Below are 22142 nucleotides of genomic sequence, written 5' to 3' on the forward strand. Positions count from 1 at the left end.
CCTCGGCCTCACGGCCTCACCCCCGGAGTACTTCTGGAAAGATGAAAAGCGGCCAGCGCCGCACCAGCGGCGCCCGGCCCAACCGGATGAGATCGTCAGATCGAAGCCGGGCGGGAGAACCTCCCCCGCCACGGCCGCAAGCCTCAGCCGTTCTCGCGCAGGATATGGCCTGCCAGATAGAGCGAGCCGCAGATCAGCACCCGCGCCTGCGGGTCGCTGGCGATGATCGCCTGCAGCGCAGCCATGGTGTTTTCTGCGGTGGCGGCCGCGATGCCCACCGATTTGGCGGCAGCCTCGGTGTCTTCGGCGCTCAGCGTGTTCACCTCATCCGGGATGGAAATTGCCGTCAGGCTCGCGGCATGCGGCGCCAGAGGCGCCATGTAGCCGCTCACATCCTTGGTGTTCAGCATGCCGCAGATCAAATGCGTCGGGCGCTTGGGCAGACCCGCCAGCACCTCGGCCAGCGCAAGGCCCGCGGCAGCATTATGGCCGCCGTCCAGCCACAGCTCGGCCTCCGGTGCCGCCTCGGCCAGCGGGCCGGTTTTCAGCTTCTGCATCCGGGCGGGCCATTCGGCGTTTTTCATCGCCGCTTCGCAGGCCGCCTCATCGGCGCCCAGATGGCGCAGCGCCGCCAGCGCCGCACCCGCGTTCTGAACCTGATGCGCGCCCAGGAGGGCGGGCAGCGGCAGGTCCAGCAGGCCGTTGTCGTCCTGGAACACCAGCCGGCCATGCTCCTGATGCACATGCCACTGCTGGCCGCAGGCGATCAGCGGCGCGCCAAGGCGGGCGGCGGCGGCTTCGATCACCGCCATCGCTTCCTCCGGCTGCGGGCCGGCGACAACCGGCACACCGCGCTTGATGATCCCGGCTTTCTCGGTGGCGATCTTGGTCAGCGTGTCGCCCAGGAACTGCTCATGATCGATCGAAACCGGGGTGATCACGCTGATTGCGGGCTTGTCAATGACATTGGTCGCATCCAGCCGCCCGCCCAGGCCCACTTCCAGCAGCGTGTAATCCGCCGGGGTGCGGGCAAAGGCCAGCAGCCCCGCCACCGTGGTGATCTCGAAATAGGTGATGTTTTCACCGCCGTTTTTGGCATAGCACTCGTCGAGGATTTCGGTCAGATGCGGCTCGGAAATCAGCTCGCCCGCCAGCCGGATCCGCTCGTGAAAGCGCGCCAGATGCGGCGAGGTATAGGCGTGCACGCTTTTCTCCATGGCCTCCAGCCCGGCCCGGATCATCGCCTGGGTCGAGCCCTTGCCATTGGTGCCTGCCAGATGGATCACCGGCGGCAGCTTGTCCTGCGGGTTGTCCAGGGCGGCCAGCAGCCGCCAGACCCGGTCCAGCGTCAGGTCGATGATCTTGGGGTGCAGCGCCATCATGCGGGCAAGGATCGCGTCGGAGGTCTGGGTCATCAGCCTGGTCCTGTTTGAACTCGAAGTCTTACTTGGCAAAGAGCAGCGCCCGCCCTGTTGAGGACGGGCGCTGCCCGGCCTGACGGCCGGGCGTTTCAATATAAGCCGGATTACTCGGCTGCTTCTTCGCTGACTGCGCCATCCGCCGGGGCGTTTGCGGCCTTGGCGGGTGCGTCCTCCTCCGGCGAGGGCAGGTCGCCCACCACCTGCGGCGGCAGGCCCATCAGCATCCGGGTGATGGTGATCAGCTCTTCGCGCATCTCGGTGCGCGGGGTCACCCGGTCCAGCATGCCGTGGTCCAAGAGATACTCGGCGCGCTGGAAGCCCTCGGGCAGCTTCTCGCGGATGGTCTGCTCGATCACCCGCGGGCCGGCAAAGCAGATCAGCGCGTTGGGTTCGGAAATATGCACATCCCCCAGCATCGCATAAGACGCCGTCACCCCGCCGGTGGTCGGATGGGTCAGCACCACGATATAGGGCAGCCCGGCCTCTTTCAGCATCTGCACGGCCACGGTGGTGCGCGGCATCTGCATCAGCGACAGGATGCCCTCCTGCATCCGGGCGCCGCCGGCGGCCGAGAACAGCACCAGCGGGCGGCCCAGTTTCACCGCTTCTTCAGCCGCGGCAATGATGGCGTTGCCGACATACATGCCCATCGAGCCGGCCATATAGGAAAAATCCTGCGCGGCAGCGATGATCGGGGTGCGGCCGATCTCGCCCGCGGCCACCAGCATCGCGTCTTTTTCGCCGGTCTTCTTCTGCGCCGCTTTCACCCGGTCGGGGTATTTCTTCTGATCCTTGAACTTCAAGGGATCGGCCAGCGGTTCCGGCACCGCGACCTCGGTGAACACACCGCCGTCAAACAGCGCAGTGAACCGGTCGCGCGGCGTGATATGCATATGGTGGCCGCAGCTGGTGCAGACATTCTGATTGTCGCTCAGCTCGCGGTGAAACAGCATGGTGCCGCATTCATCGCATTTCTGCCAAAGGTTCTCGGGCACTTCGCGGCGCGAAAAGATCGAGTTGATCTTGGGCCGGACGTAGTTGGTGATCCAGTTCATAGTGCTTGCCTCTCCGGGGGCGCGGTTTGCCCCCAGATAAGGCGCATTTGCCGCAATTGCAATCAGCGGCGTATGGCAAGCCGCGCGCAAAGCCAGCTGACCAGCATCAGGGCAATGTCGACAGCCATCCACGGGCGCAGCGCCTGGACATCGGCCATCTCGAAGGGAATCAGATACAGCGCCAGCCCGTTCAGGCTGGTCGGCGAGGCAAACAGCAGCAGCGCCGCGGCATTGTTGAAGAAATGCACCGCCATTGCCGGCCCCAGGGTGCCGGCCCGCGCCGTCAGATCCGCCATCAGCACCCCGAACAGCCCCGCCCAGCCGGTGATCATCAGCGCATTGTCCCCGGCCTCGGCAGGCAGGTAATGCCCCAGCGCAAACAGCGCCGAAGGCCCCAGCAGCCACACCGCCGGGCTGCGGAACCGCGCCGCCAGCGCCTGCTGGATATAGCCGCGGAACAGGATCTCTTCCGAGGAGGTCTGCACCAGAACCGCGGCAACGGATACGGGCAGAAGGCCCAGCCAGGTCCAGACCGGCAGGTTCGGGGTCATCGGCGGCCCCATGCTGTAGGGCGGCAGCAGCATGATCAGCACGCTCAGCCCTGTCAGATACAGGCCCACACTGGCGAACTGCCGCAGCAGCGGCCGCAGATGCCCGGTCACGCTGGCAAAGCTGCGCTGGTGAAACAGCCGCGCCGCCATCGCAACGCCCAGCGTCAAAAAGGCAAAGCTGCCCAGCAGCACCAGCATGGCGCCGGGCGTGCTGCCGTCGGCCAGCCCCTGCAGCCAGGCACCGGGGAACAGGCCTGCCACCGCCACCTGCAGCGCCGCGGTCATCGCAAAGCCGACCGCCGCCACCAGCCCCAGCCCCAACAGCAGCCGCCACAGCTGCGGCTGCCTCCGGGCAAAGCGCACCAAGGCTTCATGCGCCCGGTAGCCCGGCCCGTCCCTGTGTCCGTCACTGTGGCCGTCGCTGCGCCTGTGCGGCATGTGTCCTCCGGCTGGAAAGGCGGCAATTTGCGCCAACGTTATGCATTGCTGCAACGCCATGGCAAGGCAGACAGCCCGGCGCGCGGTTCACACTTGCCGCGCAGCAGGCCTGCCCGTAATGAAATCGGCAAAAAACAAGACTGGCAGGGACAGCAGTGACCAGATCAAGCAACGGAAAACCTGTGTCTTTTCCGCGCCCCGGCGGAAAGACGCCCAGACTGCGCAAGGCTGCAGCCGCTGCCGTGCTGGCCGCGCTGGCCCTGGCGGGATGCAGCCCCGCCCCCAAAAGCATGTCCTTTGCCGCCCGCGATGCCGGCCAGGCGCAGTCGCCTCTCGGCCAGGTCATGTCCTTTGCCGGCGGCGGCGTGCTGCTGGCCGCGCCGGAAAGCTACTGCTTTGACCGGCGCAGCAGCACCGCGGATGAAACCGGCGGCTTTGCCTTGATGGCCCCGTGCAGCCGGCTGCACCGGAACCGCTGGTTCGGATCCCGCAATGCGGCCGTGCTGACCGCTTCGATCGGTCCGGCGGAACAGGACGCCTTGGCACCGCAAGCGGCTGATATCGTGGCCATGTTCCCCGGCGCCACGCTGCTGGAGACCCGCAACGACCAGCTGCTGCCGCTGGTCCGGCTGGAGTTTCCCGAAGCCGTCGCCGAAGGCGCCAGCCCGGTTCACTGGCGCGGCGCCTTTGTGCTCGACCGGCATCTGGTCGCCCTGGCGCTCTATGCACCGGAGGGCAGCCGCGCCCTGGGCCGCCAGGGTGCGGCGCTGCTGAACGAAGTGACCCACCGCACGCTGGAGGCCTCCACGCTGCCGGATCTTGAGGCCGCCGGCGCGGTGCTGCCCAAAGGCCCCCGGCAGTCCCTGCGGCCCCTGGCACGGCCCGCGGCGGCCGCCGCGGAAACAGCCGCCACGCCTGCGCAGCGCAAAAAACGCGGGCTTGGCCAGCGGATTGCCGGTTTATTTCAATAGCCTCCAGCGGTTACACTGGCGCCACCGCCCGCCGCATTGCCGCGCGGGCCGGTCTCCGCAACACGGCGCAACACGGCGCAACAGGCAAGAGAGAGCACGATGGGCAGGATCATGGACCGGCTGCTGCACCTGCGCAGCCTGCGCCGCTGGCGCGCAGCCGCTGAAGAGTCGGCCCGCGCGCCGCTGTCTGAATTGCGCCGCCAGCGCAATCAGGCCCGCCAGCTGCGCACCCATCTGGACCGGCTGATCCACACCGCCGACGGCCGTCTGGCGCTGCCGCAGATCGGCTCCTCCTTCTTTCCCCGCCCGCATGGCACAGACTGGTCCTGGCGCCCGGAACTGTGGCGCGGACCGCTGCCGGAACGCGGGCTGTCCTCGGTGCCCGCCAAGGCCCGGCTGGGCGATGAGGTGCAGCTGTTCCACGATTGCGCCTTTTCCGAGCTGACCCTGCGCCAGCTGCGCAACACCCGCGAAGAGGATCTCGCCCCTTTCGGCCTGCGCATGGATGTGTTCAAATTCGACGGCTCGTTCCTGTCGCTGGTCATCGACCTGCCGCCGGCCGCTGCCGATGGTATCACCCGGCAGCACCTGCTGCGGATCGACAGCATCATCGAATCCGAAAAGCCGATCGAGATTTTCGCCCGGCTCAACATCCAGCACGGCCCCAATACCGAACAGATCGTGCGCGAGCTGCCGCAGGAGGAAAAGAACATCGTGGCGGAGTTCGACCTGGCCTATTCCAAGCTGAACGAAAAGCGGATCGAAAAGATCTGGCTTGATCTGATATTCGAAGCACCTGATCTGAACCAGGTGATCCTGCGCGACCTGACCTTCTCGCGCCACCGCCGCGCCGCGATCTGAGGACCCTGCCCCATGAGCGATCTGTCACTGACCAAAATCCGCTTCCGCAACGGCATCTGGGAGGGCCGGATCAGCAACGCCCCCGCCAGCGGCGCGCGGCCGGAGATTTCCGTGATGTTCCAGGATCAGCCGGTCGCCGATGCAAAATTGGACGAAGGCCAGGCAGGCGGCGAATGGCTGATCTCGGTGCCGGTCCCCGCCGAAGCATTGGCCGACGGGGTGCAGACTTTTGTGATCTTTGATGCCGCGGACAGCACCCGGCTGGGCGATTTCACCCTGATCGCCGGCGAGGCCGTGGCGGACGATCTGCGCGCCGAAGTCGAATTGCTGCGGGCAGAACTCGACATGCTGAAACGCGCCTTCCGCCGCCACTGCCTGGAAACCACCTGAGCGCGGTTACGCCAGCGTCTGAAAATGCTCTGCCAGCACCTGCATCAGCCTGGCATGCGGGATTGGCCCATAGCTGGCCCGCGCAACACCTGCCTGCCGCGCGGTTTCCAGCGTGATGCCGCGCATCATCGTGTTGACCGGAAGGCGGGCGCTTTCGCAGATCTGCGCAATCAGATCCGGATCGCTCAGCCCGGGGATAAAGAACCCGCTGGCCCCCGCCTCGGCATAGGCGGCGCCGCGCTCCAGCGCCTCGCTGAGCAGACCAGCGTGCTTCGAGGCATCCTTTTCCTTCAGAAACAGATCAGTGCGGGCATTGACGAAAATGTCCGCACTGGCAGCCCGTACTGCGGCAACCCGCCGGGCCTGTTCTTCGATGCTGTAAAAGCCGTCACCGCCGACCACCTGGTCCTCAAAGTTCAGCCCCACCGCGCCGGTCTCTGCCAGCCGCTTCACATTGGCGGTCAGCTGCTCCGGCGCGCGGGCATAACCGCCTTCGAAATCAATGGTCACCGGCAGGCCGGTCGCGGCAATGATGCGTTCGGCATTGCCCAGAACAAACTCCAGCGGGATCTGCTCGCCATCGGCAAAGCCCTGCGCCGCGGCCACCGGATGGCTGCCGGTTGCCAGGGCCGCGGCCCCCGCCCCGGCAATCGCCTTGGCGCTGCCTGCGTCCCAGATATTATACAGCACCACCGGGTTGCCCGGCTGATGCAGCGCCGCAAAAGCCGCCGCGCGTTCGGAATATGTCATGCAGAAATCCTCTGTTTGTAACTTGTCTCAATTTCGATCAGCCGCTGCTTGCGCCACAGCCCGCCGCCGTAGCCGGTCAGCGATCCATCCGCCGACAGCACCCGGTGGCAGGGCACCACCAGCGCCAGCTGATTGCTGCCATTGGCCCGCGCCACCGCCCGCGCCGCCGAGGCCCGGCCCAGCTCCCGCGCGATCTGCGAATAGCTGCGGGTCTCGCCTGCCGGGATGGTCAGCAGATAGCGCCAGACTTCGCGTTCAAACGCAGTGCCGTGCAGCGCCAGCGGGGTCTGGAAATCCGCGCCCTCACCCGCAAAAAACCGGCGCAGCTCTTCGGCAATCTGCTCGGTCGGGGGCGGACGGCCGAAACCCAGGCCGCCGGGCTGCGCCTTTTGCAGCTTGACCACTTCCCGCGGCAGCGCCTTGCGGTCGGCAAATTCCAGCAGATGCAGCTGGTGGCGGCAGCTGATCGCAATCATCGCGCCCAGCGGCGTGTCGATCCAGTCGGCCAAGAGCAGCGCATCCTTGCGGAACGCCCCGGGCGCAATCCCCACCAGTTTCGCAAAGGCCGCGCGGAAGGCGCTGGCAGACTCGAAGCCAGCGTCAATCTGCGCTGCAATCACCGGCTCGCCCGCCTTCAGCGCGGTAAAGCCTTCGCGCAGCCGCCGCTGCCGGGCCATTTCCAGAAAGGTCATGCCGAAATGCCGCTTGAATGCCCGCCGCACAGTGGACGCATCCAGCCCCATCCGCAGCAGATCGCCCTCGCCCCAGCGGTACGCCGGGCGGTCCTCCAGCCGCGCCAGCAGGCGCTGCACCACCGGGTCATCCCCGGCAGCGGCGGCCAGCGGCTTGCAGCGCTTGCAGGCGCGGAACCCCGCCTCAATGCAGGCGCCGGGGGTGGCATGGAACCGGCAGTTCTCGAACTTGGGCTTGCGCGCCGGGCAGCTCAGCCGGCAGAAGATACCGGTGGAGGTCACACCGACATAGGCGCGCCCCTCGTAAGCCGCGTCACGGCTGATCAGCGCTTGGTACAGTGTCCGGGAATCAGGCAGGTCAAACATCATGGGGCGAGCATAGACCAACCTGTCCGTTCAGTACGCCGGAGATCGGGCGTTGATTTTCATATTCGGCTGATCTGCCCGGAGCTCACGCACGGCGGGCAACGGCTGTTGCCGCCTGGCCAAGGATGAAGACCCCGGCGGCGCCAATGATGGCACCGGCAACCCGGTTCAGCTTTTGCAAGGCGCCGGCCTGCGTCATCATCGTCCGGGCGCCCGAGGCCAGCAGCGCATAGGGCAGCAGCGTCACAAACAGCACCGCAACGGTCAGCACGCTCAGCGCGGCCCATTGCGACACCCCCACCGCTTCCAGATCAATGACGGTTGGCAGCAGGGCGAGATAGAAGATGATCGTCTTGGGATTGCCCAGCGTCAGCGCAAACCCCGACAGGAACGTCTTGAGCCCGCGGCGGTTGCCGGCCTTGCGCACAAGGGTCAGGCCGGCCTCGTTGCGCCAGAACTTACTGGCCAGGTAAACCAGATACAGGCCGCCCAGCACCTTGATCGCCAGCAGCGCGCCCGAGAACAGCTGCGCGATCGCAGCCAGGCCTGCAATGGCAATGGTCAGATAGACCACATCGCCCAGCGCAATGCCCGCCAGAAAGAACAGCGACACCTGCAGGCCATTGCCAAGGGATTGCCCGACCAGACCCGCCACACCCGGACCGGGAATGACAGCCGCGATAGACAGAGCGACGGAATAGGCGATGAGCGGAGCCAGTAAATCCATTGGAACAATCCTGAATGCAATTTCTGCGCGACTCTACCAAGGTTTTTGCGCCTGGCAAGCCGGAGAAAATATCCCGGCAGACATTGCTTTTGGCGGACTGCGCCCCTTTCCCCTCCGGGTGTTGCGCCGCCGCCGTACGCCCCCTTCACCCGATTCTCAGATATTCGCGGCATACTCCTCTCTGATCGAGATCACCCGCCATGCCCCATGCGCATGGGCCATGATACGAGGCGCAGGCATCTGTGTGGCTGCCTGCGCAACACCCGGAGACCGGCCCCGATAATAAGGGGGTCGTTCAGGAACTCCTGTCCGAGCAGGCCCCGCGGGGTCTGTCCAACTCCCCCCGGCGGCGCCGCCATCCTTCACCGGATCAAGGCTGCACCAGAAGGACCGGAAACGGAATGGAACCGCCCAGGCGATACGCCCGGGCGGCTGTACCTGCTGCATGAAAAAGGCCGCCCTAGGGCGGCCTTTTCAAAACTCATTGCTGCGGGCCTCAGTTCGGCCCCAGCGCCACCAGGCCTTTCAGGATGTCGATGGCATAGGCCAGCTGGTAGTCCTCCTCGCGCAGCTCGGCGGCTTTTTCGGCCTTCTCGCGGTCGGCTTCGATCTGGCGGATCTCATCCTCGCTCAGGCTGTCATTGTTCAGGCGGCCGCGCAGATCGGCTTCGGAGCGCGAGCGGCGGGCCGGGCTGGCCTCTTCCTCTTCCGCAGCGGCTTTGCGGCGCGGCTGCTGAACCACGATGTCCGGGCTGACACCCAGCGCCTGGATCGAACGGCCCGACGGCGTGTAATAGCGCGCGGTGGTCAGACGCATCGCGCCGTCGCCCTTCAGCGGCATCACCGTCTGCACCGATCCCTTGCCGAACGACTTGGTGCCGATCACGATAGCGCGGCGGTGGTCCTGCAGCGCTCCGGCCACAATCTCCGAGGCCGAGGCCGAACCGCCATTGATCAGCACCACAATCGGCTTGCCCTTGGCCAGATCGCCCGGGGTTGCGTTGAACCGCTCGCCGTCCTCGGGGTCGCGGCCGCGGGTCGAGACGATCTCGCCCGATTCCAGGAAGCTGTCCGCCACCTTGATCGCCTGGGTCAGCAGCCCGCCCGGGTTGTTGCGCAGGTCCAGCACGATGCCGTTGACACTCTCCATGCCGCCGGCCTCCTCGATCTGCTTCTTCAGGTTTTCCTCAAGGTTCGGCGTGGTCTGGTCGTTGAAGGTGGTGATCCGCATCACCACGGTGTCGCCTTCGGTGCGGCTGCGCACCGCGGTCAGCTTGATGGTGTCGCGGATGATCGAGACATCAAACGGCTCCGCCTCGCCTTCGCGCACTACGGTGATCACAATCTCGGATCCGACCGGCCCGCGCATCAGCTCCACGGCCTCGTCCAGCGACAGGCCCAGCACGCTTTCGCCGTCCACATGGGTGATGAAATCGCCGGCTTCCATCCCGGCCTCATCCGCCGGGGTGCCATCGATCGGAGAGACAACTTTGACAAAACCCTCTTCCTGGGTGACTTCAATCCCCAGGCCGCCGAATTCGCCGCGGGTCTGCACCCGCATGCTGGCCGCGTCATCCGGCGACAGATAGCTGGAATGCGGATCCAGCGAGGTCAGCATGCCGCCGATCGCCGCCTCGATCAGCTCCTTCTCGTCGACCTCCTCGACATATTGCGCGCGGATGCGCTCGAAGATGTCGCCGAACAGGTCCAGCTGCTCATAGACGTTTGCCTCGCCCGCGCCCTCCTGCGCCAGCAGAGGACCCGCGACATAGGTTGTTGCAACAATCCCTGCCAGCGTGCCGCCAATGGCCGCCATCGCAAATTTTTTCATCAAGCCTTCATCCACCTTTTCCAGTGCGGAACCATGTTTCCGGGTCCACCGGGCTGTTGTCCATTCTTACTTCTATATAGAGCGTTTCTGTCCGGTCAGTTCCACCCCCTTCACCGCTAAGTGACAGAATTGCATCCGGCTTGGGGTTTTCGCCGCTCATCAATCCAACCGGGGTGCCCGCGGGGATCACCTGGCCTGCTTCGCCGAACACCTCGGCCAGGCCGGAGAGCACAAACAGGGTGTCCGGCTGCGGCTCCAGAATCACCACATTGCCCAGATCCAGAAGCGGCCCGCGGTAGCGGATGGTGGCGGCGGCCGGCGCCGTGACCAGGGCGCGGGGGCGGGCCGCAATCAGCAGGCCGGGGCGGGCAATGCCCGCCGCATCCCGCGCGCCGTAGCCGCGCAGCAGCAGCCCTTCGACCGGCAGCGGCAGGCTGCCGCGCAGCTCGCTGATGTCGGCGCTGGTCCCGGCAATGTCCCCGCTGGCAATCTCGGCCAAACCATCGGCAAAGCCCGACAGCGTCTCGGTCGAGGATATCAGGATCGCGGTGCGCACCGGATCGGCGGTGAACCGCTTGGGCAATGTGGTGCGGTCGGCAATCGCGGTGGACAGCTGCACCCGCGCGGACTGCACGCCCGCCAGCCCTTCCTCCAGCGTGCTGGCCGCGTTCTGCTGCAGCAGCCGCAAGGACTGAACCTCGTCCAGATCCGCCTTCAGCATCTGCGCCCTGGCGTGCAAGGCCGGGGTCACCTCGGCCAGCATCATCGCCGACCGCGCCGCCCCCAATGGCCCCGAAGGATGCACCAACAGGACCGGCGGCGGCGAGGTTTCAATGGTCTGGATAATGCCCAGAAGCCCCGAGACCTCGCCTTGCCGCGCCGCCAGCTGGGCGCTCAGCTGCGCCTCGCGCCGCGCCACCCGGCGCAGGCCATCACGCATCGCCGCCAGCCCGGCCTCAAAGGCCTGCACAGTTGCGGTCAGCGCTTTCACCCGGTCGCGCGAGCTGCCGGTCTCCTGCAACTGCACCGAGGCCCTCTCCAGCTGCGCCGCCGCCTCCCGCGCGGCCTGGCCCGGGTCCGCAACCGCCTGCAGCGGCGCCCCCAGCAGGGCCAGCAGCAAAAGGCCCGCCCGCAGCGTCATGACAGCAGGCTCTTCCCGGTCATTTCTGCCGGTTTTTCCAGCCCCATCAGCTCCAGTATGGTCGGCGCCAGATCCGCCAGCCGGCCGTTGCGCAGTGTCGCGCCCTCCGGCCCGCCGACCAGTGCCACCGGCACCAGGTTCAGCGTATGCGCGGTATGGGTGCCGCCGGTGTCCGGGTCCACCATCACCTCGCAATTGCCGTGATCGGCGGTGACAATCATCGCCCCGCCCGCCTTTTCCAGCGCTTCCACCACCTGCGCCAGGCCGCGGTCCACCGCTTCACAGGCCAGCATCGCCGCCTTCAGATCGCCGGTATGGCCAACCATATCAGGGTTGGCGTAATTGGTCACAATCAGGTCATAGCCCGCCTCGATTGCTTCAATGAACTTCTCCGTCACCTCCGGCGCGCTCATCTCCGGCTGCAAATCATAGGTCGCCACATTCGGCGACTTCGGCATGAATCTGTCTTCGCCCTCTTCCGGCTCTTCCTTGCCGCCGTTGAGGAAGAACGTCACATGCGGATATTTCTCGGTCTCCGCCAGCCGGAACTGGCGCTTGCCCTGTTTGGCCACCCAGGCGCCCAGCGTGTTGACGATGGCCGCCTTGGGATAGCAGGTGGTCATGTAACTGCTATGGCTGTCGGAATATTCCACCATGCCCAGCAATGCGGCCAGGTCCGGGCGGGGGCCGGTGTCGAACTCATCAAAGCCCGGCTCGCCGATGGCGCGCAGGATCTCCCGCGCGCGGTCGGCGCGGAAGTTGAGGCAGAAGAACCCGTCGCCGTCCTTCACGCCCTGATAGCCCGCCAGCACGGTGGCGGCGATGAATTCATCGGTTTCCGACTGGTTATAGGCATGGTCCACTGCACCATGGGCATTCAGCCCCGGCCGCCCCTTGGCGTGGATCATCGCGTCATAGGCCTCGCTCACCCGGCCCCAGCGGTTGTCGCGGTCCATCGCGAAATAGCGCCCGGTGACGGTGGCAATCCGCGCGCCTGCGGGCAGTTTCTCCTCCAGCCGGCGGAAGTGGCGGAAGGCCGATTTCGGCGCCACGTCGCGGCCGTCGGTGATCGCATGCAGCCAGACCGGCACCCCGGCCTCGTGAATGGCCTTCACCGCCGCCAGGATGTGGCTGATATGCCCGTGCACGCCGCCGTCAGAGACCAGCCCCATCAGATGCGCCGCGCCGCCGCTTTCCTTGAGCCGGGCGATGAACGCCAGCAGGGCTTCGTTTTCAAAGAACGAGCCGTCCTCGATCGCCAGGTCGATCTGGCCCAGATCCATCGCCACCACCCGGCCCGCGCCGATATTGGTGTGGCCGACTTCGGAATTGCCCATCTGCCCGGTCGGCAGCCCCACGTCCGGCCCGTGGGTGATCAGCCTGGCCGCCGGCCCTTTGGCCATGATCGCATCAAAGGCCGGGGTCTGCGCCAGATAGGGCGCGTTTGCCTTGCCCGGCTCGCCACTGCCCCAGCCGTCAAGAATGCACAGGACAACGGGTTTGGGTGCGGTCATGGGGTAGCTCCTGGGCAAGGCAGTGTTCGCAAGCCTTCTAACGCCTCGCCGCGCCGGGGTGAACCGGCATTCCTGCCACAGTTGGCGTTATCAGGGCCGCTGCCGTGCTGCTGTGCCCCCGCTCTGCGCTTCATCTTTCCCCAAATACTCACTTCCCCGGTCCGCGCCCCGCGCCGCCGCCCGGGCTCTGCGGCGTCAGCAGATGCCGGAGCAGCGCCACCGGATGGGCGCGCAAGGACAGCCGCATGGCGACGTAATCCTCGACCACCTCCTCGCCCAGCCCCATCTGCGGCAGGTCGGCTTCCGGCTCGCAGATCCCCTCCCCCTCCAGCTCGCGGGCAAACAGCGGCAGCGGCTTGCGGGCGGTGATCGCCTTGGCCGCCCACAGGGCCTCGCGCCGGTTGAGGCCGAGGGCGGCAAAGGCATCGGCCTCCGCCAGCCGCGCGATCACCGGCGGCGCGATGCCGGCCTTGCGCCAGACGTCCTCGACCTCGGTATAGCCATTGCCGCGCGCCGCCGTCAGCCAGGCCGCGTCCTCATCCCGCAGCCCCTTGACCTGCCGAAGCCCCAGCCGCAGCGCCAGGCCGCCAGACCCGTCCGGCTCCATCACATTGTCCCAGTAGGAACTGTTGATGCAGACCGGGCGCACCTCGACCCCGTGCGCGCGGGCGTCCCGCACGATCTGCGCGGGCGCGTAGAACCCCATCGGCTGCGCATTCAGCAGCGCGCAGGCAAAAATGCCGGGGTGGTGGCATTTGATCCAGGCCGAGGCATAGACCAGCAGCGCGAAACTGGCGGCATGGCTTTCGGGAAAGCCGTAGGAGCCGAACCCCTCGATCTGGGAAAAGCAGCGTTCGGAGAATGCGGCGTCATAGCCGTTCTGCGCCATGCCGCGCAGGAACAGGCTGCGGAACTCGCTGACATTGCCATGCTTCTTGAAGGTCGCAAGCGACCGCCGCAGCCGGTCGGCCTGTTCCGGCGAAAACCCCGCGCCGACGATGGCGATCTGCATCGCCTGCTCCTGAAACAGCGGCACGCCAAGGGTCTTGCCCAGCACCTCGCCCAGCGCGTCGGAGGGGAAATGCACCGGCTCCTCGCCATTGCGGCGGCGGATATAGGGGTGCACCATGTCGCCCTGGATCGGGCCGGGGCGGACGATGGCGACCTCGATCACCAGATCATAGAAATTGCGCGGCTGCATCCGCGGCAAAAAGTTCATCTGCGCCCGGCTCTCGACCTGGAACACCCCGATGCTGTCGGCCCGGCACAGCATGGTGTAGACCGCCGGATCCTCCGGCGGCAGGGTGGCGAGGCTGTAATCCAGCTGGTGATGCTGCTGCATCAGATCAAACGCCTTGCGGATGCAGGTGAGCATCCCCAGCGACAGCACATCGACCTTGAGGATGCCCAGCGTGTCGATGTCGTCCTTGTCCCAGCAAATCACCGTGCGCCCCTCCATGGTGGCGTTCTCGATCGGCACCAGCTCGTCCAGCCTTCCTTGGGTGATGACAAAGCCGCCCACATGCTGGCTCAGGTGGCGGGGGAAGCCGATGATCTCCTCCACCAGCTGCATCGTCAGCTGCAGGCGGCGGCTGGAGGGGTCGAGGCCGATTTCGCGCATCCGCTCGGCCTCCACCCCCTTGGCACTGAAGACCCCCCACAGCTGAGAGCTGAGCGCCGAGATGGTGTCCTCGGTCAGCCCCATGGCGCGGCCCACCTCGCGGATCGCGCGCTTGCCGCGGTAGTGGATCACCGTGGCGCAGAGCCCTGCGCGGTGGCGGCCGTAGCGTTCATAGATCCACTGGATCACCTCCTCGCGCCGTTCGTGTTCGAAATCGACGTCAATGTCGGGCGGCTCGTCGCGGGCTTCACTGACGAAACGCTCGAACACCATGGTGCCCAGTTCCGGGCTGACCGAGGTGACGCCGAGGCAGTAGCAGACCACCGAATTCGCCGCCGAGCCGCGCCCCTGGCACAGGATCCCGCGGGAGCGGGCAAAGGCGACGATGTCGCGCACGGTCAGGAAATAGGGGTCGTATTTCAGCTTGCCGATCAGCGCCAGCTCATGCTCCAGCAGGCCGCGCACCCGCTCCGGCGCGCCGCCGGGATAACGCCAGCTGAGGCCCTCTTCGGCCAGCCGCCGCAGCCGCTGCGGCGGGGTTTCACTGCCGCGGCCCTCGTCCGGGTAGTCATAGCGCAGTTCGTCCAGCGAGAAGGCCAGCTGCGCCGCCAGCCGGGCGGCATTGTCCACCGCGTCTTCATAGCCGCGGAACAGGCGGCGCATTTCCGCCCCGGAGCGCAGCCGCTGCTCGCCATTGGCCATGGCAGCGCGGCCCAGATCCTCCACCTTGCGGCGCAGGCGGATGGCGGTCAGCACATCGCCGAGGCGGCGGCGGCGGCCGTGATGCATCTTTGGCGCGGCGCTGGCCAGCAGCGGCAGGTTCAGATGCCTGGCGAGATCCGCGAGCTGCGCAAACCGGGCCCGGTCGCCGCCATCATAGGCAGGCGCCATCAGCAGATGCATACGGGGGCCGAAGCGCCGCGTCAGCCCGTCCATATGCGGCCCCCATCCGCCCGCGCCGCAAGGCGTCTGTCCCGCCTGCGGCAGCAGCAGCAGGTGCAAACCCTCTGCGAATTCCATCAGGTCGGACAGGCGGAGCATACAGCTGCCTTTTTCCGCCCTCAGCCGCCCAATGGACAGCAGCCGCGTCAGGCTGCCCCAGCCCGCCCGGGTCTGCGGCAAGGCAATCACCTGCGGCGCATCGGCGAAGATCAGCCGCGCCGCCGGGAGCAGCCGCGGCACCTCATAGACAGGGAAGGAGGGCGGCGGCGCCAGCGTTTCAGGCCGCGGCGGGCCGATCGGGGCGTTCCGCCGGTCCCAGACCCGCCGCTCCTGCACCCTTCGGGCAATGTCGCGGCATTCCGCATGGGCGCGCACGATGCCCGCCACCGAGTTCTCGTCGGCAATCGCAACCGCGCCGATGCCCAGCTCCAGCGCGCGGGTCACATACTCCTCCGGGTGGGACGCCCCGGTGAGGAAGGTGAAGTTGGACAGGCAGGCGAATTCGGCAAACATGAGTCGCATGATATTCCCGTTTTGTTCCCATGTGGAGTCATGCTGCGGAGATCTGCCGGCAGGCGCTGCCGCGCCGCGCATCAGCGCGGCGCCCGGCCCAACAGCCGGAGGGCATTTTCAATGCCTGCGCGGCGGGCGGGAGCCCTCGGTCCCTCTGCGGGATGCGCAAGATCCGGGTCGATTGCGCCCGCTCGAATACGGCATGGTCCCATCAGAAAAGGAGAAAAACATGACCAGAATCACTGCCCTGCCCACAGACCTTGTCCGCGCCCTGCAGGATGGCGGCCCCGATGCCCACGGCCAGATACCGGAGCGCACGGTGTCCGACGGCGGCAGCAACCCCTGCCGCCACTGCCTGCAATACATCCCCGAAGGTGCGGGCATGCTGATTCTCGCCCACCGCCCCTTCCCCGAGGCGCAGCCCTATGCCGAGACCGGGCCCATTTTCCTGTGCGCCGGCCATTGCGCGCGGCATCAGGGCGAGGCGGTGCCGGAAGTTCTGGAGCGCGCGCCCGACTATCTGATCAAGGGCTACAGCGCCGGTCACCGGATCGTTTACGGCACCGGCATTGTCATTCCGCAGGCGGAGATGATGGCGCGGGCCGAGGCGATTTTTGCGGACGAGCGGGTCAACTACATCCACATCCGGTCGTCGCGCAACAACTGCTATCAGGCGCGGATTGACCGGGAGTGAATTGGCGTTGAGGACAAGATCGGCAGCTTAACTGCAGAAAGCTGAGGGCTGCGTCTGCCTGGGCTGGCGCGAATGCGCCTGCCGGGCGGCAGGCCGGCGCAGCCCGGCCTGCCGCCCGGGCAGAACAGGCATTCTAATCACTCACGCTAATCACTCAGGCGGATTTCGTCAGCGACAGGAAGACATCCTCCAGATCGGCTTCCTCGGTCTTCACGTCGCGGATGCTGATGCCTGCCGCATGGACCGCGGCCAGCACCTCCTCGGCGCTGGTCAGACGGCTGCGGTAGCGCAGCACCACGGCGCCGTCCTCGCGCAGCTCGGCCTCGATGCCTGCGCCCTGCGGCAGCCCCGTCACCGGCGCCGCGGGATGGACCACCATGGCCTTGGCATCCAGCCGGCCCAAGAGGCTGGCCTTGGAATCCCGCGCCACAACCGCACCCTGGCTGATGATGGCGATCTCGTCGCACATCTCCTCGGCCTCCTCCAGGTAATGGGTGGTGAGGATGATGGTCATGCCTTGCGCGTTCAGCTTGCGGATGTTTTCCCACAGCATCTGGCGCAGCTCGATATCGACGCCCGCGGTGGGTTCGTCCAGCACCAGCACCGAGGGGTGGTGCACCAGCGCCTTGCCCAGAAGCAGCCGCCGCCGCATGCCGCCCGACAGGGTGCGCGCATAGGCCTCTGCCTTGTCCTCCAGCCCGATCATCCGCAGGATCTCGTCGCTGTGGCGCTCGGATCTGGGCACGCCGTAAAGGCCCGCCTGCACCTCCAGCGCGCCGCGCGGGGTGAAAAAGGGATCCAGGTTCAGCTCCTGCGGCATGACGCCGATGGCGGCGCGGCTCTGGCGCGGGTTTGCGTCCTGGTCAAACCCCCAGATCGACACCTTGCCCGAAGTCTTGCGCACCAGGCCTGCCAGGATGTTGATCAGCGTCGACTTGCCGGCACCGTTGGGCCCCAGAAGGCCAAAAACTGACCCGCGCGGCACCGTGAGGTCGACATCTTTCAGCGCGTGTTTCTCCGGCTGGCCTTTGCGGCCCTTGTAGATTTTGCGCAAAGCCTCAATGCGGATTGCATCGCTTGTCATCGCCGCTCTTGCCCCCGGTTTTTGCTTGGCTCATAAAAGCGCCTAGCCGAAAAGTGAAAGGACTGCCAGCCATGAGCACCGAAGCGCCGGAAACCAAGACCGTGAACAGCCGCAAGGTGGCCTGCGACGGCAGCGAGGGCGCGCTGGGGCATCCGCGGGTCTATCTGCTGATCCCCGAGGAAGAGGGATTTGTGGAATGCCCCTATTGCGACTGCAAATACATCTACGAGGACGCGGCCAAGGCGGCGGAGTGATCCGGGCCTTCCGCCTGTCAGATGACGGCGCAGGCTGCGGCTGATGGCACAGCTTCTGATCGTCTATCACAGCCGCACAGGCGGCAGCCGCCAGATGGCGGAGGCCGCGTATGAGGCCGCGCGCGGTGAGACCGAGGCCATCCTGAAGCGGGCCGAGGACGCCGGGCCACTGGATCTGCTGGCGGCGGCTGGCTATATCTTCTGCGCGCCGGAAAACCTGGCGGCGCTGTCCGGCCAGATGAAGGAATTTTTCGACCGCTGTTATTACCCGGTGCTGGGGCGCCTCAACGGCCGCCCTTATGCGCAGATGGTCTGCGCCGGTTCGGACGGGGAAAACGCCGCCCGCCAATGCGCGCGGATCGCCACCGGCTGGCGCCTGAAGGACGTGCAGGAGCCGCTGATCATCTGCACCCATGCGCAGACGCCCGAGGCGATCCTGGCAGAAAAGGTGATCCCGGAGGATCAGCTGGAGCGCTGCCGCGAGCTGGGGATGGCCTTGGGCGCGGGGCTGGCGATGGGGGTGTTTTAACTAACCTGCTGCCAGCTGCGGAGGGACGCGCCCGGGCCTGGGAGGGCGTTCGCACGGCGTCTGGCTGCCCTTGCCCTTAGAAAATTACCAGCGCTGCGTGTGCTGAAACGTTGCAAAGCGCCCTCCTGGGGGGAGGGTCGGGCGCGGCCCGGGCTTGCAGCCCGTGCCAAGGCATTGAGTGGCCCCCGCGCCAAACTCGCAATTGCCCTTCCCCGCAGGATCACCGATAACCGGGAAACAGAACACGAACGGATTTCCAACGGGAGCGCGACAGGCCATGAGCGGGACACAATTCGGCAAGGGCTGCCATCTGCATCTGATCGACGGCTCGGCCTTCATCTTCCGCGCCTATCACGCGCTGCCGCCGTTGACCCGCAAATCCGACGGGCTGCCGATCGGCGCGGTGGCGGGGTTCTGCAACATGCTGTTCAAGCAGGTCGAGGACAACAAAGGCCCCGATGCGCCGACCCATGTGGCGGTGATCTTCGACTATTCCGGCAAGTCGTTCCGCAATGAGATGTACGACCAGTACAAGGCCAACCGCCCGCCGGCGCCGGAGGATCTGGTGCCGCAGTTCCCGCTGACCCGCGAGGCGACCCGCGCGTTCAACATCGCCTGCAAGGAAGTCGAAGGGTATGAGGCCGACGACATCATCGCCACCCTGGCGCATCAGGCGCGCGATGCCGGCGGGCGGGTGACCATCATCTCCTCGGACAAGGACCTGATGCAGCTGGTCGGCGGCGGCGTCGAGATGCTGGACGCGATGAAGAACAAGCGCATCGACAGCGACGGCGTGGTGGAGAAGTTCGGCGTCGGCCCCGACCGGGTGGTGGATGTGCAGGCGCTGGCCGGCGACAGCGTTGACAACGTGCCGGGCGCACCGGGGATCGGGATCAAGACCGCGGCGCTCCTGATCAATGAATTCGGCGATCTGGAGAGCCTGCTGGACCGCGCCGAGGAGATCAAGCAGCCCAAGCGCCGCCAGACCCTGATCGAGAACCGCGAACAGATCGAGCTGAGCAAAAAACTGGTGCAGCTGGATTGCAGCATGGAGCTGGATTTCACCCTGGATGATCTGGAGGTGATGGAGCCGGATGCGGAAACCCTGCTGACCTTCCTGTCGGAGATGGAATTCCGCACCCTGACCAAGCGGCTGGCCGATCAGCTGGGCATGGATGCGCCGGCAATCCCGGAATCCCCCGCCGCCGCCGCGGCCGCCGCGGCAGCGCCGGAAGCGGTGCCGTTCGACAAGGAAAAGTACGAATGCATCCGCGACGGGGCGGGTTTGCAAACCTGGGTCGACCGTATCCGCCGGCGCGGCTGGGTGGCGGTGGATACCGAAACCACGGGCCTGAATGAAATGGTCGTCGATCTGGTCGGCATTTCGCTGTGTGTCGAACCGGGCGAGGCCTGTTACATCCCCTTGGCGCATAAGGCCGGGGGCGATGATCTGTTCGGCGGCGAGGGACTGTCCGAGGGGCAGATGCCCTTGGAAGAGGCTGTCGCAATGCTGAAGGGCGTTCTGGAGGATCCGGCGGTCCTGAAGATCGGCCAGAACATGAAATACGACGCCAAGATCCTGCATCGCTATGGCGTCGATGTGGCGCCCATTGATGACACCATGCTGATGTCCTATGCGCTGCACGCCGGCATGCACGGGCATGGCATGGATACGCTGTCGGAACGGTATCTGGACCACACGCCGATCCCGATCAAGCCGCTCTTGGGGTCCGGCAAATCGGCGATCACCTTTGACAAGGTCGCGATTGATGACGCGGTGCCCTATGCGGCGGAGGATGCCGACATCACCCTGCGCCTGTGGCAGACTTTCAAGCCGCAGCTGCATCAGGAGCGGGTGACCACGGTCTATGAGACGCTGGAACGGCCGCTGGTGCCGGTGCTGGCGGATATGGAGCGCAACGGCATCAAGGTGGACCGCGACACGCTGAGCCGGATGTCCAACGCCTTTGCCCAGAAGATGGCGGCGCTGGAGGCGGAAATCCATGAGCTGGCGGGACAGACCTTCAATGTCGGCTCGCCCAAGCAGCTGGGCGAGATCCTGTTTGACAAGATGGGGATCGAGGGCGGCAAGAAGGGCAAGACCGGCGCCTATGCCACCGGTGCCGATATCCTCGAGGATCTGGCAACGGAACACGACCTGCCCGCGCGGGTGCTGGACTGGCGGCAGCTCTCGAAGCTGAAATCGACCTACACCGATGCGCTGCAGGACCACATCAACCCGGACACCGGCCGGGTGCATACGTCCTATGCCCAGACCGGCGCCAGCACCGGGCGGATGGCCTCGACCGATCCGAACCTGCAGAATATCCCCGTGCGCACCGAGGAAGGCCGCCGCATCCGCGAGGCCTTTGTCGCGGAAGAGGGCAATGTGCTGTTGTCGCTCGACTACAGCCAGATCGAACTGCGCATTCTGGCCCATATGGCCGGAATCGATGCGCTGAAACAGGCCTTTTCCGAGGGCCAGGACATTCACGCGATGACCGCTTCGGAGATGTTCGACGTACCGCTGGAGGAGATGACACCGGAGATCCGCCGTCAGGCCAAGGCGATCAACTTTGGTGTGATCTACGGCATCTCCGGCTTTGGCCTGGCGCGCAACCTGCGGATTCCGCGCAAGGATGCGCAGGGCTTCATCGACCGCTATTTCGAGCGCTTCCCGGGGATCCGCAAATACATGGACCGCACCGTCGAATTCGCCAAGGAGCACGGCTATGTGCAGACCCTGTTCGGGCGTAAGATCCACACCGCCGAGATCAACGCCAAAGGTCCCAAGGCGGGCTTTGCCAAACGCGCGGCGATCAATGCGCCGATCCAGGGCACAGCCGCCGATGTGATCCGCCGGGCGATGATCCGGATGCCAAGCGCGATTGCCCATCTGCCCGCGCGGATGCTGTTGCAGGTGCACGATGAACTGCTGTTCGAAGTGCCGGAAGCGGCGGTGGAGGAAACCATCGAAACCGCCCGCCGGGTGATGGAAACCGCTGCCGATCCGGCAGTGCATCTGGACGTGAAACTGGTGGTGGACGCAGGCCGCGGCCGGAACTGGGCCGAGGCGCACTAAGCCGGCCCGCCACCCCGCCGCGGCGGTGGAATGCTCCCGCCCGGCTTCGATCTGGTGATCTCATCCCGTTGGGCCGGGCGCCGCTGGCGCGGCGTGAAAAGGGGCGCCAGGCTGCCTCTCCCGGCCAAGGAGCCGTCAGGCTCCGCGCAGACTGCGCGGCTTGCCCTTGCGGGCCTCTCAGCCCCAACCTGCGCCTTACCGGCAGCAGCCGGCGCAATCAGGGCAGCAACCGGGCCAAGACGCATCGGGCAAAGCTGCTTGGGGCTGAGGTGCATTGACATCCGGCAGGCCGGCTGGGAAGTCTTTTGCCGGTCCGGCCGCAGGAGCCGCCGGACCGGGATTCTGATCAATTATTCCGGTGCAAGACATTGAAGAATATTATCTTTGCCAGCTTTCTGGCAGCCGCGGGCGGCTGCGCGCATCACATCAAGCCTGCGGTCACGCATTACAATGGCGACAGCGTGACCATTGCAACGCCGCAGCATCACAAGCGCCGCTGGGCGCTGGCCGCCGCCACCGGCGAAGCGGAGCGGGTCTGCCAGATGGGCCACGGCAAGCATGCCGAACATGCCTCGGTCCGCAAAGCTCCGGCAGAGCGCAGGAATTTCGATCTGTTTCTCTGCCTGAACTGACGGCGCCGCCCGCCGCGGCAGCGGCGCCCGGCCCAACCGGTGCGGCGGCATCTTCGATGCAGCCTGCAGCGGGCGGGAGCCTG

19 protein-coding genes are annotated in these 22142 nt (G+C 66.2%); 8 read left to right on the forward strand and 11 right to left on the reverse strand.

Annotated features, from left to right (window positions below):
* Window positions 1-143: 143 nt before the first annotated feature.
* The 3 genes from AC0KW6_RS09540 to AC0KW6_RS09550 form a co-directional block, all read right to left on the reverse strand.
* A complete protein-coding gene (locus tag AC0KW6_RS09540) occupies window positions 144-1415 on the reverse strand; it encodes a bifunctional folylpolyglutamate synthase/dihydrofolate synthase (RefSeq protein ID WP_474034780.1) in 1272 nt (423 codons plus the stop codon).
* 110 nt (window positions 1416-1525) lie between these two features.
* A complete protein-coding gene (accD, locus tag AC0KW6_RS09545; RefSeq protein WP_323776482.1) occupies window positions 1526-2476 on the reverse strand; it encodes an acetyl-CoA carboxylase, carboxyltransferase subunit beta in 951 nt (316 codons plus the stop codon).
* A 62-nt stretch (window positions 2477-2538) separates the two neighbouring features.
* Entirely contained in the window at window positions 2539-3465 is a 927-nt protein-coding gene (locus tag AC0KW6_RS09550; protein ID WP_474034781.1) for a lysostaphin resistance A-like protein, read from the reverse strand.
* Window positions 3466-3620: 155 nt separating this feature from the next.
* Between AC0KW6_RS09550 and AC0KW6_RS09555 the strand changes: the two genes are divergently transcribed.
* From AC0KW6_RS09555 to AC0KW6_RS09565, 3 genes are all read left to right on the forward strand, one after another.
* Window positions 3621-4436 carry a hypothetical protein gene (locus AC0KW6_RS09555; protein ID WP_474034782.1) on the forward strand — a complete coding sequence of 272 codons (816 nt, stop codon included), beginning with the start codon at window positions 3621-3623 and terminating at the stop codon, window positions 4434-4436.
* Window positions 4437-4535: 99 nt separating this feature from the next.
* The gene (locus tag AC0KW6_RS09560) at window positions 4536-5297 is read left to right on the forward strand and encodes a DUF6478 family protein (protein WP_323776476.1); all 762 of its coding nucleotides are present in this window, start codon (window positions 4536-4538) and stop codon (window positions 5295-5297) included.
* Window positions 5298-5309: 12 nt separating this feature from the next.
* Window positions 5310-5687, forward strand: a complete 378-nt coding sequence (locus AC0KW6_RS09565; protein WP_323776474.1) for a hypothetical protein — start codon at window positions 5310-5312, stop codon at window positions 5685-5687.
* Between the two features lie 6 nt (window positions 5688-5693).
* Here AC0KW6_RS09565 and AC0KW6_RS09570 read toward each other — a convergent pair whose 3' ends face one another.
* The 7 genes from AC0KW6_RS09570 to AC0KW6_RS09600 all read right to left on the reverse strand — a co-directional run bounded on the left by AC0KW6_RS09570 (window position 5694) and on the right by AC0KW6_RS09600 (window position 15784).
* On the reverse strand, window positions 5694-6437 hold the full coding sequence (locus AC0KW6_RS09570; protein WP_474034783.1) for an isocitrate lyase/PEP mutase family protein: 744 nt from the start codon (window positions 6435-6437) through the stop codon (window positions 5694-5696).
* Window positions 6434-7498: a bifunctional transcriptional activator/DNA repair enzyme AdaA gene (locus AC0KW6_RS09575; protein WP_474034784.1), complete on the reverse strand. Its 1065-nt coding sequence runs from the start codon at window positions 7496-7498 to the stop codon at window positions 6434-6436. Before AC0KW6_RS09575 ends, AC0KW6_RS09570 begins: the two co-directional genes overlap by 4 nt.
* 82 nt (window positions 7499-7580) lie before the next feature.
* Window positions 7581-8222 (reverse strand): LysE family translocator, encoded by a 642-nt coding sequence (locus AC0KW6_RS09580; RefSeq protein WP_474034785.1) that lies wholly within the window; start codon window positions 8220-8222, stop codon window positions 7581-7583.
* Window positions 8223-8718: 496 nt separating this feature from the next.
* The gene (locus AC0KW6_RS09585) at window positions 8719-10053 is read right to left on the reverse strand and encodes a S41 family peptidase (RefSeq protein ID WP_323776468.1); all 1335 of its coding nucleotides are present in this window, start codon (window positions 10051-10053) and stop codon (window positions 8719-8721) included.
* Between the two features lie 7 nt (window positions 10054-10060).
* A complete protein-coding gene (locus tag AC0KW6_RS09590) occupies window positions 10061-11194 on the reverse strand; it encodes a murein hydrolase activator EnvC family protein (protein ID WP_474034786.1) in 1134 nt (377 codons plus the stop codon).
* Complete coding sequence (gpmI, locus tag AC0KW6_RS09595) at window positions 11191-12708, reverse strand: 2,3-bisphosphoglycerate-independent phosphoglycerate mutase (protein WP_323776465.1); 1518 nt, start codon at window positions 12706-12708, stop codon at window positions 11191-11193. The genes AC0KW6_RS09590 and gpmI overlap by 4 nt, the downstream gene beginning before the upstream one ends.
* A gap of 148 nt (window positions 12709-12856) precedes the next feature.
* A complete protein-coding gene (locus AC0KW6_RS09600) occupies window positions 12857-15784 on the reverse strand; it encodes an error-prone DNA polymerase (protein ID WP_474034852.1) in 2928 nt (975 codons plus the stop codon).
* A 229-nt stretch (window positions 15785-16013) separates the two neighbouring features.
* On the opposite strand from AC0KW6_RS09600, the gene AC0KW6_RS09605 reads away from it, so the two are divergent.
* Entirely contained in the window at window positions 16014-16478 is a 465-nt protein-coding gene (locus AC0KW6_RS09605; RefSeq protein ID WP_474034787.1) for a DUF1203 domain-containing protein, read from the forward strand.
* Window positions 16479-16632: 154 nt separating this feature from the next.
* Here AC0KW6_RS09605 and AC0KW6_RS09610 read toward each other — a convergent pair whose 3' ends face one another.
* Window positions 16633-17562 (reverse strand): ABC transporter ATP-binding protein, encoded by a 930-nt coding sequence (locus tag AC0KW6_RS09610; RefSeq protein ID WP_323776461.1) that lies wholly within the window; start codon window positions 17560-17562, stop codon window positions 16633-16635.
* A gap of 71 nt (window positions 17563-17633) precedes the next feature.
* On the opposite strand from AC0KW6_RS09610, the gene AC0KW6_RS09615 reads away from it, so the two are divergent.
* The 4 genes from AC0KW6_RS09615 (at window position 17634) to AC0KW6_RS09630 (ending at window position 22059) form a co-directional block, all read left to right on the forward strand.
* Window positions 17634-17816 carry a zinc-finger domain-containing protein gene (locus tag AC0KW6_RS09615; protein WP_323776459.1) on the forward strand — a complete coding sequence of 61 codons (183 nt, stop codon included), beginning with the start codon at window positions 17634-17636 and terminating at the stop codon, window positions 17814-17816.
* Window positions 17817-17859: 43 nt separating this feature from the next.
* Window positions 17860-18345: a flavodoxin family protein gene (locus AC0KW6_RS09620; protein ID WP_474034788.1), complete on the forward strand. Its 486-nt coding sequence runs from the start codon at window positions 17860-17862 to the stop codon at window positions 18343-18345.
* Between the two features lie 277 nt (window positions 18346-18622).
* Entirely contained in the window at window positions 18623-21427 is a 2805-nt protein-coding gene (gene polA, locus AC0KW6_RS09625; protein WP_474034789.1) for a DNA polymerase I, read from the forward strand.
* A gap of 368 nt (window positions 21428-21795) precedes the next feature.
* The gene (locus AC0KW6_RS09630; protein WP_323776454.1) at window positions 21796-22059 is read left to right on the forward strand and encodes a hypothetical protein; all 264 of its coding nucleotides are present in this window, start codon (window positions 21796-21798) and stop codon (window positions 22057-22059) included.
* The last annotated feature ends 83 nt before the right edge of the window (window positions 22060-22142 follow it).

Source organism: Leisingera sp. SA215, from assembly GCF_055902035.1.

Bases quoted from the DNA above. Each gene is read 5' to 3' on its own strand.
- AC0KW6_RS09540 (WP_474034780.1), bottom strand. From the start codon at position 1,415: ATGACCCAGACCTCCGACGCGATCCTTGCCCGCATGATGGCGCTGCAC.
- accD (WP_323776482.1), bottom strand. From the start codon at position 2,476: ATGAACTGGATCACCAACTACGTCCGGCCCAAGATCAACTCGATCTTT.
- AC0KW6_RS09550 (WP_474034781.1), bottom strand. From the start codon at position 3,465: ATGCCGCACAGGCGCAGCGACGGCCACAGTGACGGACACAGGGACGGG.
- AC0KW6_RS09560 (WP_323776476.1), top strand. From the start codon at position 4,536: ATGGGCAGGATCATGGACCGGCTGCTGCACCTGCGCAGCCTGCGCCGC.
- AC0KW6_RS09565 (WP_323776474.1), top strand. From the start codon at position 5,310: ATGAGCGATCTGTCACTGACCAAAATCCGCTTCCGCAACGGCATCTGG.
- AC0KW6_RS09570 (WP_474034783.1), bottom strand. From the start codon at position 6,437: ATGACATATTCCGAACGCGCGGCGGCTTTTGCGGCGCTGCATCAGCCG.
- AC0KW6_RS09575 (WP_474034784.1), bottom strand. From the start codon at position 7,498: ATGATGTTTGACCTGCCTGATTCCCGGACACTGTACCAAGCGCTGATC.
- AC0KW6_RS09580 (WP_474034785.1), bottom strand. From the start codon at position 8,222: ATGGATTTACTGGCTCCGCTCATCGCCTATTCCGTCGCTCTGTCTATC.
- AC0KW6_RS09585 (WP_323776468.1), bottom strand. From the start codon at position 10,053: ATGAAAAAATTTGCGATGGCGGCCATTGGCGGCACGCTGGCAGGGATT.
- AC0KW6_RS09590 (WP_474034786.1), bottom strand. From the start codon at position 11,194: ATGACGCTGCGGGCGGGCCTTTTGCTGCTGGCCCTGCTGGGGGCGCCG.
- gpmI (WP_323776465.1), bottom strand. From the start codon at position 12,708: ATGACCGCACCCAAACCCGTTGTCCTGTGCATTCTTGACGGCTGGGGC.
- AC0KW6_RS09600 (WP_474034852.1), bottom strand. From the start codon at position 15,784: ATGTTTGCCGAATTCGCCTGCCTGTCCAACTTCACCTTCCTCACCGGG.
- AC0KW6_RS09605 (WP_474034787.1), top strand. From the start codon at position 16,014: ATGACCAGAATCACTGCCCTGCCCACAGACCTTGTCCGCGCCCTGCAG.
- AC0KW6_RS09610 (WP_323776461.1), bottom strand. From the start codon at position 17,562: ATGACAAGCGATGCAATCCGCATTGAGGCTTTGCGCAAAATCTACAAG.
- AC0KW6_RS09615 (WP_323776459.1), top strand. From the start codon at position 17,634: ATGAGCACCGAAGCGCCGGAAACCAAGACCGTGAACAGCCGCAAGGTG.
- AC0KW6_RS09620 (WP_474034788.1), top strand. From the start codon at position 17,860: ATGGCACAGCTTCTGATCGTCTATCACAGCCGCACAGGCGGCAGCCGC.
- polA (WP_474034789.1), top strand. From the start codon at position 18,623: ATGAGCGGGACACAATTCGGCAAGGGCTGCCATCTGCATCTGATCGAC.